The organism is Methanoculleus marisnigri JR1 (assembly GCF_000015825.1).
Classification (GTDB): Archaea; Halobacteriota; Methanomicrobia; order Methanomicrobiales; family Methanoculleaceae; genus Methanoculleus; species Methanoculleus marisnigri.
Window position 1 is genome coordinate 339,468 of record NC_009051.1, and the last position, 14,979, is coordinate 354,446.

General features: G+C 62.8%; 15 protein-coding genes. 1 reads left to right on the forward strand and 14 read right to left on the reverse strand.

Annotated elements, in window-relative coordinates; translation table 11 throughout:
* Nucleotides 1-195: 195 nt before the first annotated feature.
* The 9 genes from MEMAR_RS01720 to MEMAR_RS01760 form a co-directional block, all read right to left on the reverse strand.
* The gene (locus tag MEMAR_RS01720) at nt 196-609 is read right to left on the reverse strand and encodes a 4Fe-4S binding protein (RefSeq protein ID WP_011843202.1); all 414 of its coding nucleotides are present in this window, start codon (nt 607-609) and stop codon (nt 196-198) included.
* Nucleotides 610-616: 7 nt separating this feature from the next.
* Entirely contained in the window at nt 617-1,696 is a 1,080-nt protein-coding gene (locus tag MEMAR_RS01725) for a hydrogenase large subunit (RefSeq protein WP_011843203.1), read from the reverse strand.
* Nucleotides 1,681-2,061: an NADH-quinone oxidoreductase subunit C gene (locus tag MEMAR_RS01730; protein ID WP_011843204.1), complete on the reverse strand. Its 381-nt coding sequence runs from the start codon at nt 2,059-2,061 to the stop codon at nt 1,681-1,683. The genes MEMAR_RS01725 and MEMAR_RS01730 overlap by 16 nt, the downstream gene beginning before the upstream one ends.
* On the reverse strand, nt 2,058-2,540 hold the full coding sequence (locus MEMAR_RS01735) for an NADH-quinone oxidoreductase subunit B family protein (protein WP_011843205.1): 483 nt from the start codon (nt 2,538-2,540) through the stop codon (nt 2,058-2,060). Before MEMAR_RS01735 ends, MEMAR_RS01730 begins: the two co-directional genes overlap by 4 nt.
* A 5-nt stretch (nt 2,541-2,545) precedes the next feature.
* The gene (locus tag MEMAR_RS01740; RefSeq protein WP_011843206.1) at nt 2,546-3,424 is read right to left on the reverse strand and encodes a respiratory chain complex I subunit 1 family protein; all 879 of its coding nucleotides are present in this window, start codon (nt 3,422-3,424) and stop codon (nt 2,546-2,548) included.
* Nucleotides 3,421-5,331, reverse strand: a complete 1,911-nt coding sequence (locus MEMAR_RS01745; RefSeq protein WP_011843207.1) for an NADH-quinone oxidoreductase subunit 5 family protein — start codon at nt 5,329-5,331, stop codon at nt 3,421-3,423. The genes MEMAR_RS01740 and MEMAR_RS01745 overlap by 4 nt, the downstream gene beginning before the upstream one ends.
* A gap of 155 nt (nt 5,332-5,486) precedes the next feature.
* Entirely contained in the window at nt 5,487-5,852 is a 366-nt protein-coding gene (locus MEMAR_RS01750; RefSeq protein WP_011843208.1) for an HIT family protein, read from the reverse strand.
* A gap of 50 nt (nt 5,853-5,902) precedes the next feature.
* Complete coding sequence (locus MEMAR_RS01755) at nt 5,903-7,081, reverse strand: DUF362 domain-containing protein (RefSeq protein ID WP_011843209.1); 1,179 nt, start codon at nt 7,079-7,081, stop codon at nt 5,903-5,905.
* A gap of 4 nt (nt 7,082-7,085) precedes the next feature.
* Nucleotides 7,086-7,862 (reverse strand): ribonuclease III family protein, encoded by a 777-nt coding sequence (locus MEMAR_RS01760; RefSeq protein ID WP_011843210.1) that lies wholly within the window; start codon nt 7,860-7,862, stop codon nt 7,086-7,088.
* Between the two features lie 68 nt (nt 7,863-7,930).
* Between MEMAR_RS01760 and MEMAR_RS01765 the strand changes: the two genes are divergently transcribed.
* Nucleotides 7,931-8,800 (forward strand): hypothetical protein, encoded by an 870-nt coding sequence (locus MEMAR_RS01765; protein ID WP_187147932.1) that lies wholly within the window; start codon nt 7,931-7,933, stop codon nt 8,798-8,800.
* A 14-nt stretch (nt 8,801-8,814) separates the two neighbouring features.
* On the opposite strand, the gene MEMAR_RS01770 is transcribed toward MEMAR_RS01765, so the two are convergent.
* Genes MEMAR_RS01770 through MEMAR_RS01790 form a run of 5 tightly spaced genes read right to left on the reverse strand, consistent with a single transcriptional unit; the run spans nt 8,815 to nt 14,445 of the window.
* On the reverse strand, nt 8,815-10,071 hold the full coding sequence (locus MEMAR_RS01770; RefSeq protein ID WP_011843212.1) for a molybdenum cofactor synthesis domain-containing protein: 1,257 nt from the start codon (nt 10,069-10,071) through the stop codon (nt 8,815-8,817).
* Nucleotides 10,072-10,131: 60 nt separating this feature from the next.
* Entirely contained in the window at nt 10,132-10,932 is an 801-nt protein-coding gene (locus MEMAR_RS01775) for a formylmethanofuran dehydrogenase subunit C (RefSeq protein WP_011843213.1), read from the reverse strand.
* A gap of 13 nt (nt 10,933-10,945) precedes the next feature.
* Nucleotides 10,946-12,658 (reverse strand): formylmethanofuran dehydrogenase subunit A, encoded by a 1,713-nt coding sequence (locus MEMAR_RS01780; protein ID WP_011843214.1) that lies wholly within the window; start codon nt 12,656-12,658, stop codon nt 10,946-10,948.
* Between the two features lie 3 nt (nt 12,659-12,661).
* Nucleotides 12,662-14,032 carry a formylmethanofuran dehydrogenase subunit B gene (locus MEMAR_RS01785; RefSeq protein ID WP_011843215.1) on the reverse strand — a complete coding sequence of 457 codons (1,371 nt, stop codon included), beginning with the start codon at nt 14,030-14,032 and terminating at the stop codon, nt 12,662-12,664.
* Nucleotides 14,032-14,445 carry a molybdopterin dinucleotide binding domain-containing protein gene (locus MEMAR_RS01790; RefSeq protein ID WP_048063713.1) on the reverse strand — a complete coding sequence of 138 codons (414 nt, stop codon included), beginning with the start codon at nt 14,443-14,445 and terminating at the stop codon, nt 14,032-14,034. The genes MEMAR_RS01785 and MEMAR_RS01790 overlap by 1 nt, the downstream gene beginning before the upstream one ends.
* Nucleotides 14,446-14,979 lie beyond the last annotated feature (534 nt).

Below are 14,979 nucleotides of genomic sequence, written 5' to 3' on the forward strand. Positions count from 1 at the left end.
CGAATCCTCAGGTACAAGAAACAGAATGCGACCGTGCATCATCATCCCTTTCGGAGAGCCATAACTCCGAACCGTCCCGTGTATCGATCCTAAACTACTACCTACACCTCAGGCGCTCGAACGGCCACTGAGCGCGAACCAAAAAAGTTCTCAAAAAGGGGCTCCACCGGGGTGCCCCTGCACCCCGCCCCCTTCTCACGCGCTCTCGCCGACGCCTTCTTCCTTTGTGCTCTCTTCGGCCGGTTTCTTCGCGGGCCTCTCGGGTTTCACGTAGGTGATGGTGTAGCGCTCCACCACGTGCTCCGTCACCGGAGGGTGGTAACTCTGCTCCATCGTGAGGCTCCCGAACGGGCAGCCCTCGACGCAGTCGCCGCAGGCGATGCACCGCATGCGGTCGATCTCCCAGACCTTCGCCTCCTTGTCGAGACGGATCGCCTCGCACGGGCACCGTTTCACGCAGAGGCTGCAGGAGCGGCAGGTGGCCGGGTCGAAGACGATGTGTCCCCGGGTGAGGGAGCAGCTCCGTGCCGGCACCGCCGGGTACTGCCGGGTGGCCGGACCGCCTGCAAGGTTCCGGAGAACCGTCTTTGTCATCTGAAAAATTCCCATTCTCACTTCACCTCTCCATGCAGCCGATGCAGGGGTCGATCGAGAGGACGACGACCGGGACATCCGCGAGCTGGATGCCCGGGAGCATCTTCACGAGCGGCGGGATGTTCGCGAGCGTCGGCGTCCTGATACGGGCCCGGGCAAGGTGCTTGCTCCCGTCGCCCTTGAGGTAGTGGATGACCTCACCCCGGGGCTGCTCCGCGCGGGAGAAGTACTCGCCATCGGGCGTCCCCTTGACCTTCACGTCGATGGGTCCTTCGGGCATCTCCTCGATCGCCCGCCGGATCAGGTCGATGGACGCGTAAACCTCCTTGACCCGAACAGCGCACCGGGCGTAGCAGTCGCCGGTGGTCTCGACGACCGGCTTGAAGCCGAGATCCCCGTAGGCCGCATAGCCGGTCTCGCGGTGGTCCATCGCGACCCCGCTCCCTCTGGCGGTCGGCCCCGCCGCCCCGAGGTCGTAGGCCTCGTCCTTTGAGATGACCCCGAGTCCCTTGAGACGGTATTTCACCGTATCGTCGTTTAGGAAGACGTCGCCGAGATCCCGGCACTGCTGCTCGAAGGGATCGAGTGTCCGGTGCATCTCGTCGAGTTTCTCCTGCCCTATGTCGCGCCTGACCCCGCCGACCTTGCAGGTACCCTGGATGACCCTTCCACCGGTGGTGTCCTCGAGCACGTCGAGCACGCTCTCCCGGAGCTGCCAGGACCGCATGAAGAGGTTCTCAAAGCCCATCCCGTCGGCAAAGAGCCCGAGCCAAAGGAGGTGCGAGTGGATACGCGAGCACTCCGACCAGATTGTCCGGAGGTAGCGTGCCCGGTCCGGAACCTCGATCTTCATGATATGCTCGACGCCCTGGCTGTAGCAGAGCGCGTGGATGAAACTGCAGATCCCGCAGATCCGTTCCGCCACGTAGACGTACTCGGTATACTCGCGTTTCTGCACGAGACGTTCGAGTCCCCGGTGGATGTAGCCGATCGAGGGGATCGCTTCCACCACCTTCTCGTCCTCGAGAACGAGGTCGAGGTGGATCGGCTCCGGCAGCACCGGATGCTGGGGTCCGAACGGCACGATTATGCGTTCTGGCATCGGTCGCCTCCCCTTCTCGTGACGCTGAACGGATATTTTTCATCCGTCCTGATGAACGTTCCTTTAAAGTCGATATTAATTCCTTTGACCGGAATCCCGAAGGAGTCGTGCATCTCGTTCTCGTAGACGAACGCCCCCCAGTAGATGCCGGAGATGCTTGGAACCTCCGTCTCCGGCCCGACAGTCAGGCGGAGGTTCCTGAACTGGTAGCCTTTATCGAACGAGTAGTTGAGCTCGTAAGACCCGTCGAGATCCGTACACCCGATCTGGACGAGACGGTATCCTCTGGCGTGAAGCGCCTCGACCTCTCGCAGGAGATCCTCCAGCGTGATACCGGTGGTAGTCTGCTCTTCGTTAACCGTCATGTGCTCTCACCTGCCTGTTCCGCGTGCTGCTCTTCTTCTTTTGTCTGCGCCGTCCCCGCCATCGCCGCTCGTTTCTTCTCGAGGATCGAAAGCGCTGTTACGACACCGTCGATGATCTGTTCCGGCCTTGCCGCGCATCCCGGAACGTAGACATCCACGGGGATAACCTTGTCGATGCCCCCCACGATGTTGTAACACTCCCGGAATATGCCGCCGGTTGCGGCACAAACACCAACTGCAATGACGACTTTCGGCTCCGGCATCTGCTCGTAGATGTTTTCGACCACCTCCCGGTTCTGCGTGTTGATTCCGCCGGTGATCAGCAGAATATCTGCGTGCTTCGGGTTCCCGGTGTTGATCATACCGAACCGCTCCACATCGTAGAGCGGGGTGAGGCATGCAAGAACCTCTATGTCGCACCCGTTGCAGCTGGACGCATCGTAGTGAAGGATCCAGGGCGATCGCTTCAGGAATGCCATGGTACTCATGCACCTCCAGTCATCATATAGGCGAGGATATAGGCGAGGATCGCCAGGTTCACGATGCCGAGTACCGCCGCGAGCCACCCGCTCTTCAGCGCCGCCTGCCACCGAACCCGCGCAGTGACGTTGTCGACGAAGATCTCGGCGAGATACGTGATCACGACCGCGATGATCCCGACCACGGGGTTCCAGGCAAAGAAGAGGTAGACGAACCCGAGGAGGAAGACGTTCTCGTACCAGTGGGCGATCTCGACCTGGGCGAGCGTCGATCCCGAGAACTCCGTCGTGATACCCTTGACGATCTCCTGGTGCGCGTGGTGCGACGTCGAGATGTCGAAGGGGGATTTCCGAAGCTTGATCGTGAGAATGGTCACGAAGCCCAGGAAGACGCCGGGGAGGTAGAGGATGGCCGGTATGGCCGAGACGGCGATCTCGGCGACGTAGAAACTGTTCGTGACCATGTAAAACCCGACGGCCGCGAGGATGATCATCGGTTCATACGCCATCAACTGGATCAGTTCGCGCTCGGCCCCGATGTGGCTGTAGGGGGAGTGGGCCGCATAGGCCCCGAGCACCAGGAAGACGTGGGCGAGCGTGAAGGCGAAGATGATCAGCAACAGGTCCCCTCCCGCGAAGAAGAGCGCGCCGGAGAGGGCGATGAAGATCAGGTAGGCGAGGACATAGAAGTTCTGCGCCGTCGTGACGACGACGCTCTCCTTCTCGAAGAGTTTGCCGACGTCGTAGAAGGGCTGCAGGAGCGGCGGCCCGACCCTCCCCTGCATCCGCGCGGTGATCCTTCTATCGATTCCCGCGATGAGGCCGCCGGCGATGGGCGCGAGGACGAGGAAGAGAACCGCCCCGATGAGCCAGGTCCAGGTCATAGCGCCACCCCCGCGAGAGCCCACGATACAAGGATCAGGACGGTACAGATCACTGCCCCCGGAAGGAAGAGTTTTGCCTCGCCGAAGTACTCGGTGAGGTAGTAGTTCCGCGTCTGTGCCTCCCGGGTCAGGCCGAGCGACCCGGCGAAGTGCAGATCCGGCGTGGCGGTTCTCCCGCCCATGTAGGCCGGGAGGCGCTTTGCGCTCCTCCTGAAGAGGAGGAACGAGACCGGGAGGATCAGCAGGAGAGCCATCATCAGGAGCATGATGGCGACGTTCGCCTCTGCAAGGCGTGCCGTAACCCCGTAGATGGCAAGGACGTAGGGCTCGATCAGCGTCGAGGAGATGACCGGGAAGAGGAGGACGGCCGCTACCACGAGGCCGGTGATGATGTAGAGGGGAGCCCAGGGCTCCTCAAAGAACCCTTTCTCGACCTTCTCCTGGTTCCTGGTGATCGCGATGAGTTTGCCCATCCATTTCGCCCAGAAAAAGACTGTGATGGCGCTCCCGTAGGCGAGGAGCGCGATGAAGACCAGGCCGAAGGGAGCCTGGACCTGGACGAACGCCTCGATCGCTGCCCACTTGGAGATCAGCATGCCGAAGGGTGCAAGGAACATGCCGGCGATCCCGATGAACATCATCACCGCCATCCTGGGCATCCGGACGATCAGGCCTTCCATGTCCTCGATGTCCCGGCTCCCGATCCGGTGCTCGATCGCACCGGTCCCGAGGAAGAGGAGCGACTTCGCGACGGCGTGGAAGATTATCAGGAGGATTGCCGCCCAGACGAGCATGTAAGTTCCGACACCCGCGCAGGCGGCTATCAGGCCGAGGTTTGCGATCGTCGAATAGGCGAGGACCAGTTTAGCGTTGCTCTGTGATATCGCGATCGCGGACGCGACGACGAAGGTCACAGCGCCGACGAGGCCGATGGAGAATCCGGCGAACGTCCCGGCGAAGACCGGTGAGAACCGGACCAGGATATAAACACCGGCCTTGACCATGGTGCTCGAGTGGAGCAGGGCCGAGACCGGCGTCGGGGCCACCATCGCCCCGAGAAGCCAGGAGGAGAACGGCATCAGCGCGGCTTTCGTTATACCGGCAAACCCGATCAGGACGGCCGGAATCAGGATGACGGCCGCGTCCCCTGAGGCGAGCACCCGGGCGAGATCGATGCCCCCGCTCGTCGCCTCGGTTGCGGCGAGGAAGATGAGCGCAGCGACGAACGCGACCCCGCCGAGAAGGTTCATCACCAGCGCAAGGAAAGCATTCTTTGTTGCTTCCTCGGTCTCCGAGTAACCTATCAGCAGGAACGATGTGATTGTGGTGATCTCCCAGAAGAAGAAGACCCACATGAGGTTGTTGGAGAATACCAGGCCGAACATCGCGGCAAGGAAGATGAAGATGACGAAGAAGAACATCTTCTGCCGGTCGCGCACCTCCGGGTGGTGGTGGTGGTATGTCTCCATGTACCTGACCGCGTACACGGCTATGAGGCTCCCGATGATCCCGATGATCAGGCCCATGATGATGGAGAACTGGTCGATGAAGAGGTTGTTGACCGCATGAAGGTTCTCCGAAAACGTAGCCTCGAGGTATACAACCAGCGCCGCCTGAATGACGGCAAGCACGATTGCCAGGTAGTTCCTGAACTTTGCGCCCATGTAGATGATAAAGAGCGCCAGGCCCATCTCGATAGCCACCATGGCGAGGCTGGCCGCCTCCGAAGGCGCGGCGAAATAGACCGCGCCTTCGAACGCATACCGCATAAGCAGGTATATCGATGCTCCGCCGATGACGAGAGCGGAGAGGGCAACCACCGCGTAACGCAATGTCGTCCGTTTCACGAACAGTAAAAGACACGCGACGAGGATGGGGAATAATATTAGGAAGAGCAGCGTCTGCACTATTGTCCCTCGTAGGGTAACTATGCCTTACTTGCATAATTAATCATTCTAAATGGGCATCCGGGCACCGGCCGGTACACGCCCGGTGCCGTTGCCCCGGGCACGGCGGCACGACGGCATACCCGGAAATTATGCCCAGAGGTCGCTCTTTGCCGCTACTCCGGCTTGCACGGCATCACGCCCCGCACGCCCCCTCCGTGCTCTCCGGCATCTCCCCGGTAGCGCGGGATGAAGTGGATGTGGACATGCATGACGTTCTGCCCCGCGGCCTCCCCGACGTTGACGCCGATGTTGTAGCCGTCGGGGCGACGGTCGCGGTCGGTGAGCCCCCTGCAGTCGTCGATGAGCCGGGCGATGGCCATCCTCTCTTCATCGGTCGTATCGAAGTAACTCCCGACGTGCCGGAACGGGATCACGAGCAGGTGGCCGGGGCTGACCGGATGGATGTCGTAGCGAGCGTAGCAGAGGTTGTTTTTCGCAACGATGTCCCCCGGGGCCGGGTTGCAGAACGGGCATGGCATGGCCCCTGCTCTTTCTCCGATCGCTCATGAGTCTTTTGGCGGGGGCGTCTTCACCCGAGCAGGCGGGCGAGGACCTTCCCGGTGAGGCTCCGGGAGAGGGCGATGGCGTGCTCGGTGCACATCTCGTGGCAGCAGTAGCACCGAATGCACCGCGAAAGATCGATCGTCGCTTTGCCTTCGGCAACGGTGATCGCGTGCACGGGGCAGATCCGCTCGCACTTCCCACAGCCGATGCACGAAGAAGCGATCACGCCGGGCCGGGGAGCGTAGGTTCTCCCGAACCGCTGGACGACGGCGAGGACGACCCGCCGCCAGACGCCCGTCCGACCCCCCGTGTAGGTCGAGGGTTTTTGGAAGTCCGGGACCATGAACTCAGCCGGGTCGTCGCCGACCGTCCTGACCCCCTCAGGGTCGAACAGCCCGCGCTCGGCCGCGCTTCTCGTGCTTCCGATCTCGAGCGGATCCATGCCGATGAGCCGCGCGAGGACGGTGTCCACGACCGCGTAATCGCTCCCGGCTAGGATGACCCCGATCGTTCGCGGGCTGCCTGCCTGGGGGCCGTCCCCTTCCATCCCCACGACCGCGTCCACGATCTGGAGCCGGGGTTTCATGCACTCGTTGAGGTCGGCGAGCATTCGGCCGAAGGCGTACTCATCCTGGAACCGGAAGTGGAAGACCGGTTTTTCGAGCCCCGGGATGAGCCCGAAGAGGTTCTTTGCGGCGCCGGTCATCCGCGTCCACATGTGGGTCTTGGCTTTCGAGACGACCACGATCGCGTCGGCCTCTACGGCCGGGGTGATGATGGAGAACTGCTTCATCACCTCGCCTTCCGGGAACGCCACGATCTGCGACCCGGTGTCGTAGTTCAGGGCGGTGCCGGTCTCTTCGGCCACTGCGGCAAACCCCGACCGCGCGTATGCCCGCCGCAGGTTCGCCTCGCTGTAGACAATCCCGGCGCCGGGGCTGTCGCCGATGACGACCCGGCACCCGTGCTCCACAAGAAGCCGTGCGACGGCGGCGACGACCTCCGGGTGGGTGGTGACGCACCGTTCCGGCGCCTGCCCCTGCAGGAGGTTCGGTTTGAGGAGGACGCTCTCTCCCGGCGAGACAAACCTCCCGATGCCGCCGACGAGGTCGACCGCACGGCGGACGGCCGCATCGACCTCGTCCGGCGCGTAATCGTCGCACCGGGCGACCGCGACGGTCGTATCCCTGTCGCCCGGCAGCACCGCCTCACTCTCCCCTGAGGCGGGCGAGCGCCTCTTTTGCCGCGATCATCGCCGCGCCCTGTTTGGTTCTTGCCTCGCCCTCTCCGAACGGAATTCCCCCGACCGTCACCCGGGCGGCCCAGACCGGGCAGTTCCCGGGGCCGGTCTGCAGGAAGGCGTACTCGAGTTCGCCGAGGTTCTCCCGCGCGACGTACTCCTGAAGCCTTCCGCGGTAGTTCCTGTGGGTGTCGCACTCCGCGATCTCTTCCTCGAAGATCGCGAGCACCACGTCCCGTGCGACGCCGAGGCCGCGGTCGAGGTAGATTGCACCGATCAGGGCCTCGAAGGCGTCGGCGACGATCGAGTCGGTCGGCGGCTGCCCGCGCCGCCTGACGGCGCCGTCGATGCCGAGGCCCTGCCGCCGCACGATCTCGGCGAGTTTCGTGTTCCTGGTCACCTGGAGCCTCCGGTTCATCTCACCCGGCGGGAGATCGTACTCGCCGTAGAGGTGGTCGGCTATGACGAAGTCGAGGACGTAGTTCCCCAGGAACTCGAGCCGTTCGTTGTCCTCGAACGTCTCTGCCGGGTACTCTCCGTGGTTCGCGTACGACCGGTGGGTCAGCGCCCGGTCGTAGAGGGGAATGGCGGTCTTTGCGACGTCGGTGATCCCGAACGGGGGATGGGCGAGGAGCGCACGCACCTCTGCCTCCCGGTCGAGGCCGGCGGGCTCCGGGCGCCGGGGGAGCCTCCTCCTGCAAAGGTCGCCGATACGAAATCTGGTCCAGATGGTGGAGAGTTTCATGTCCGTCGGGTGCAGGGCGTCCTGCTGCTCTTCTCTATAGAATGGCTTATGTCCTGCCGGATAAACCTTTGCCGGAGACGGAACCTCCGGGAAACCTTTTCGTTGCCGCCGAAGAGATCTTATCCGTGGTGCAGCCGGCAGCGTACGAGGCAGGCAGGCGTGTCTACCTGGACATCGAGTTCGGGTACGTCTACGGCACCTGTCGGGCGGTCATGATGCCGATCGAGATCGGCGCGGTTCTTTATCGGCCAGAGGACGACAGCGTCCGCTACGTCGGCGAGCAGTTCTGCTACGACATCGACGTCGAGATATGGAAGAAAGTGACCGACGAGTGCGGCAAGACCGTCGGTGTCGCGACGACCGTGGCGAACATGGGCCGCGGCGAGTACGGGATGCCCTACGATCACTCCTACCGCAGCCCGGGCGACGGGGTTTCCGCGGCAAAGGCGACGGCAAAAAAAGCGTTTGCCGATCTCCGGCTCTTTATGGAGTCGGTCGTCTCGGCCGGTGATGCTCCGGCAATCGTCGTTTTTGCTGCGGATATGGAAAGGCGGGCCTTCCGGACCGCAGGCTTCTCGCTCGACGGGTGCATGCTGGTCGACCTCCAGCGGGAGATCCGGCGGCACTTCAAGATGAAACAGGTTCTCTCCCTCGACCGCCTCGCCCGGCTCATCGATTTTTCCGCCGATGATTCCATCGTCGCCTCGACACACTTCAGGTATCCCGTCCCGCGGGAGTATCGCCACCTCCTCGCCGCCCACCGGGGGATGGGCGACGCTGTCCGGACGTTCCTGCTCGCACGCGAGTTCCAGGAGAATCTCCTGCATCTCGAAGAGCGGATCCGCAGCCTCATGGAGACCTGCGAGGGTGAGAGCGAGGAGGGAGGCTGCCGGAACGGTTCGGCCGGAGACGCGACCGACGGTACGGCGGGCACCTGAGCACGGAAGTCCCGTCAGGTATCGTCCTTCACCGGAAGTGACTCTTTTCGCACCTGCACCGGCCGTTTCGGCGCGGGTTCGGAGATTTCGTCCGCTTCCCGGCCCGGCCCGGTCAGCAGGACTTCGATCTCCGTGCCTTCGCAGATGCCGCTGGTGCCTCTCGGGACGTGCAGGTAGGCGTTTGCACGCACCATCGCCATCTGCGTGCCCCCTCCTCTCGGCAGGGGGGTCGCGGCGTAGCGATCGCCTGCTCGCGAGACGGCGAGGAGGACGAACTCGTCGTAGCCGGGATCCGACGTGACCATCCTGTCGAGCCGGGCGCGGAGACGCTCCGCCGGTGGGGGATGAAATCCCCATGCCACGAGCAGGGGGAGGGCGAGTTCCCGTACGGCTGTTTGGGCGGCGATCGGGTAACCCGGGAGCCCGATGGCTGGTTTGCCGTCGATCCGCCCGATGATCGCCGGTTCACCCGGTTTCATCGCGATGCCGTGGACGAGTACCTCGCCGAGGTCGCCGATGACGCCGGCGGTGAAGTCCCGGGTGCCTGCCGATGAGCCGGCGGAGATCAGGAGCAGGTCGTTGTCGCGGATACCCTTCTCGACGGCTTCCCGGAGTAATGCGGGGTCGTCGCGGACGATACCATAGCGGGTGCAGGTGGAGCCTGCCTCGCCGAGCAGTGCCGCGGCCGCGGCGGTGTTGCTCTCGACGGCACCTCCCGGCCCCGGGAGTTCGCCCGCCAAAACCAGTTCGCTCCCCGTCGGGATGAGTCCTACCCGGACCTCCCGCACGTCGATCGCGGCGATCCCGTAGGAGAGGAGCGCCCCGATATCGCAGGGGCGTATCCGGTGCCCTGCCGGGAGGATCTGGTCGCCCTGCCGGATCTCGGTCCCTCTCGGGTGGAGGTGCTCGCCGGGGATCACGGCCTTCCGGGTGCTCCAGGCGCCGTCTCTTCCGGCGACGTCCTCGATCATGACGACCGCATCGTAACCCGCGGGGATCGCGTTTCCCGTGTTCACCCTCTGAGGGTTTTCGAGCCCGACCGGGTTTGCTGCGCTCGCCCCGGCGGTCTCGCGGCTCTCGACGGCGAAACCATCTCTGGCGGCGATATCCGCTTCCGGAACGGTCAGCAACGAATAGACGGGTTTCGCCGTCATCCGTCCGGCCGTATCGGCAACCGGGAGGGTGACGGTCCGGCCGGGGGTCGGGAAGGCCGAGCGCATCACCTCCCGGACTTCTGCAAGCGGTTTTGACGCGAGGCGTTGCCTCACCATGGCGTTATGCCCATATCATCGCCTGTTCCCGGCGAACCCGGTCGCTCTCGCAGAAAAAAGTTAGGTTCGGGTGTAGAGGTTCGCATACACCGTCTTGCCTTTGGAGACCGGGTGGCGTTCGCCGAGGTCGCCGATGTAGTGGACGAAGGTGGCCGTCTCGCCGTCGACCTCCTGCTCCACCTCGCCGACCATCGAAAATCCCGGGAGCGGGTTCTCGATCGTCCCGTAGACATAGATGTCGCCTTTCACCATCTGCCCGCCGACACGGCCTTTGGCGTTGCCCTTGATGATGACGGTGCCGCCTTCGCCGTGGGTGGAGACATGGATGTCCGCATCGCCGCCGATGACGATCGTCCCGCCGTTGATGAATGTGGCGGTATCGTTCGCGACACTCCCGGCGACCCGGATCAGCCCGCCCTGCATGCCGCGCCACTCGCCGCGGGGGGATGAGCCCAGGTGGCTCTTGGCGTTTCCGTCGACGATCAGTTCGCCGCCTTCCATCCCGATGCCGCAGAACGAGTCGACGTCCCCTTTGACGTGGATCTTCCCGCCCTTCATCCAGCCGCCGATGTACATATCGGCGTTGCCTTCGATGACGATCTCGCCGGCGGTCATCTGCTGCCCGATCCTTTTGACGCGGGTGCAGTCTCCCCGGAGAACGATCTTCGTCTCTTCAGCCGTCGCTGCACCGTCGCCTTCAACGGTGAAGTACTTCCCGAGCGGGCTCTTCTGTTTGCCTTCCCAGACATCGAGGGCAGTTATCTCGGCGGCCTTCCTGCCTGCGAAGTTGTCCGGCGTGATGTTCTGTCCCTCGATATAGAGTTCGGGGGAGTTGGTCAGGGTGAGGGTAACTGTCTTCATGCTTCTCATCACCTCATTGTGTCGTATCGACCTCGATCACCCGCGGGTTATGGAGGTGTTCCTCGAAGAGCGAGTAGTTGTCGAGTTTCACGCTGTAGTGCCGGAGGAAGTGCTCGTAGATGTCTCTCTGCACCTGCGCGTTCTCCGGGACCTTCACGTCGACCCAGACCGTCCGCTTTGCGGGCTCCGAGACGACCTCGCCGTCCCGGACGGTCACGATGCCGTCCTTGACGAGCCAGGCGCACCGGGAGAATGCCTTCTCGATCATTGCGGGGTCGGAGGGCATATCTTCGGGGTTGAGGGAGTATACGGCGATATCGGCATCCATGCCGGGGGCAAGCCCGCCGTAGGTGTTGCCGATGCCGAGCGCCTTTGCCGGCCCCGCCCGGGTCATCTGCGCGATCTCATACAGCGTGAGTTCGCGGTCGATGCTGTCGATTGAGGTGGCGTCGATCGTCCGCTCGAGCCACTTGAACGTCTTCATCGTCTCGTCACGTGCGCCCCTGCTCATCAGCCAGGCGATGACCTGCGGGTAGCGGGTGAACGGCCCGGCATTCGGGTGGTCGGTGGTGACGAACGTCCGCATCAGGTCTCTGGAGAGGAGGGCGATCTCCAGGCCGACGGCCCACTGGATGGTGCAGACCTTGACCTTCGGGCTGTAGATGTAGGGCACGACGCCCGCGGAGGTCTCGAGTTCCACGTCCACGTTTGCCCACTTCAGGTTGTTGAGGCCGCGCAGATGGTGCTCGAACGGCCCGTCGGCGGTCATGGTGGTGGTCTCGTCGAGGGTCACCTGACCTATGTCGACGGTGATGTTGTCGTGGCTGTTCACGTAGTCCATCACGTCTTTTGCCCGGGACTCGAAGTTCCCCCAGGAGTCGCCGCCGTAGGCGTGGAACTGAAGGTGCGTGATGTGCAGCACCTGTTCGCGGCCGAAGTCGTTCTTCGGGGCGTAGCCTTCGGCGAGTTTGAGCGACTCGAGCGTGTCGGTGTAGTTGCCCGGGTTTCCGAGGTTGTTGCAGTGCAGGTGCACCGAGTGGGGGAGACCGAGATACTCGTTCGTCTCGATGAGACCCTTCACGATCTCCGCCGGGGCGATATCGAAGTACGGGACCGGGTCGTGGATGTGCTCGCAGTTCAGGCCCCAGCCCCAGGCTTCGGAGCCGCCGGGGTTGACGACCTTGAGGCCGAACCCGCGTGTTGCCCGGAGAAGCCAGGCGGTATACGCGGCGTTGTTCTCGATTTCGTTATTTTTGAGGTATTCAAGGGTGAACCAGTTGTTTCCGAAGACCGGCATCGCGGCGATGTCGATGATCGGGGTATCCCGGATCTCTTCGTGGACGTGCGGGGAGTGGAGCGGGGGCATCGCCGCCTCGTTGACGAAGACGTAGCCCATCCGAGCGTAGTCGTAGCCGGTCTTGAACGTGGAGGGGACGGAGCAGCCCATCTCCATGCGGCTGCACGTGGGGGATTTGTGGGGGCTCTTGAAGAGTTTGTCCTCCGGTCGGAAGAGCCGGCCGACGTTCACCTTCGGCCCGACCACGTGAGAGTGGATGTCGACGCCGCCCGCCATCACGGTCATGCCGGCCGCGTCGATCGTCTTCGGGCTGTTGAGGGCGCTGGTCTCGACGATCTTGCCGTCCTTGACTCCGATGTCCATGCGGTCGCCCTTGATCCCCTGCAGGGGATCGAAGACGAACCCGTTCCTGATCAGTAGTTCGCTCATGCTTCACTCCTCCGCGCGGACGCCTTCGGGCGCTGCCTTCGCCGGTCCTTTTGCAGTCTCTTCGGCTTCCAGTTCGCCGAGCCTCTTGTGGATCCGCTCGAAGAGTTCCTCGTCGCTGATGACGCCCTCGGGCGGGTCGATGACCTTGCGGTACTGGATCGGGACGTTGTCCATCCGATAGACGATGCCCGGGACCTCGACCCCGACGATTCCTACCGGGATGTGGAGGTCGGAGATCTCGCTCGCCATGCAGATGTTCGGGTCGATGGTGATCCAGGGGTGCTTTCTCAGGTGCTTGACCGCCTCGATCGGGAAGTGGGCGCCGGCATCGGTTCCGATGTTGATGAAAGCGTCCACCTCGTCGCGCATGGCAAGGTCGACGGAGCTCGTCTCGCCGGGGTTCATGTGGGCGATGTCCTTCTTCGTCAGGTCGAGACAGTAGGGGAACCCGTACTGCCATGACCAGACCGCGCCCGGTCCGGTGATGTTGTAGTGGCCCCGCATCGCCATGATCGTCCACTTGGTGTAGTCGTTGAGGTCACGGGTCAGGCTGATGGCGATGTCCACGTTGTGGTTCCTGCCGTCGGAGTGGCAGAGCCCCATGCCGTAGAAGATGGTGCCGAACCGGGCCTTCTTCATGATATTGGCAACCTCGAGGATCTGCTCGCGCTTGATCCCGGCAACCTCCTCGGGGATCTCGTGGCCCCGGACGACGGCGCGGAACGCGTCGAAGAGCTCGTAGTCGTGCCCCTGCTTCACCTGCAGGTAGATGTCCGCCACCTGGGCAGTGTCGGTGTGCCTCGGGTCGATGACGATGATCTTGCGGCTCTTGTGGCCCTTGCCGGTGAAGAAGCCGCGGGGGAAGATCGAGTAGCGGGACATGTGCCGCGGGTGGGCGTGGGCGGGGTTTGCGCCCCAGTAGACGATGACGTCCGCCCGGTTCTTCGTCTCGCCGAGGGTGCAGCTCGGGTAGCCGTTGTCGAATATGGCGAGGAACGAGGAGCCGTGGCAGATGGACGCGCAGTTGTCGAGCACGGCCCCCGCTCTCTCGGCGACCTTGGCCGCGGCGGCCATGCCCTCGCAGTTGGTCGATCCGAACCCATAGATCAGGGGTTTCTTTGCATCATAGAGCACTTTTGCCGCATAGTCGACCGCCTCGTCGTAGGAGATATCCTTGTAGGTGCCGTCCGGCTGGCGGAGGCGGGGCAGCTTGACTCTCTCGCTGCCGGTCGCGTGGTGGAAGATCTGGTTGCCGATGGCACAGGCATTCTCCACCTCGAGGATCTGTTTTCCGTCGTCCGATACGGTCACGACAAGGTCGTCGCAGCAGACGCCGCAGTAGGGGCATCCGACATTCTCAATCTTCTTTGGCATTACTGATCACCTCTCCACATCCCGACGGCTCCCTGGACGAGTTCGAGCGCGCTCTTGCGCCTCTCCCCGTTCACCGACTCGACCGTCACGGGGAAACCGCTGTACTGCGGCTCCCCGGTCGCCTGGGTCCGGGGAGGTACCACCTGGTTTGCCCAGACACCCTGCGGGATGAATGCAAGGCCAGGGTAGAGCGACTGACGCCCTTTGACGGCCTTGACGACCACGCTTCCGCATTCACTCGTCACCCGTACCAGCTGGTTCGGAACCAGGCCGAGCGCCTTAACGTCGTCGTCGTGCATCTCGATGATCGAGCAGGCCTCGAAGTATTCCGGGGTCGTTTTGCCCTTTTCCATCGCAACGCCTTCTTCGATGGAGCGCTGGGTGATCATGTTCAATGTAATCCTGTTCGCCATGGTTTTGCCTCGATGTAGTTGGAAAGGCCGGCCTCCCGGGTTTTCGGGAGACCTGCCGCAGGTACGGTAACCCCGGCAACGCCCGTTATCGGGTACTCCGTTGCGTCGGAGGATCTACCGGGATTTCTATACCCGGCAAGCAGAACCTTCCGACATGGTGGGGCCCTGCTCACCCGAGGAAACGAAACATCCGGGCGGAGCACCGGGCGGATCGTTTTGTCATAACTTGTAATGTTTTGTATTTAACCATTCCGAATTTGTAAGCAACTAAAGATTACAAACTTTACAATGAGGTGTTTGAAATGAGTTATTTTTACCCGGCGGGATGATCCGCGGTGTATTGCAGAATAGTCATAGCATGAGACGGCGTCGGCTGCCGGTGCCGGGGGTTGAAGGATGGAGGCCGTGGGGAGGCGGAAAACAGGCATGCTCTTCTCGTTGTCCGGGGTAGGCCGGATTGTGAAGGTGGTATATAATTGTATTTTTTTTCCTTCCGGCCGTTGACATGGGTATTTAAGAAAAGACTGTCTGGGT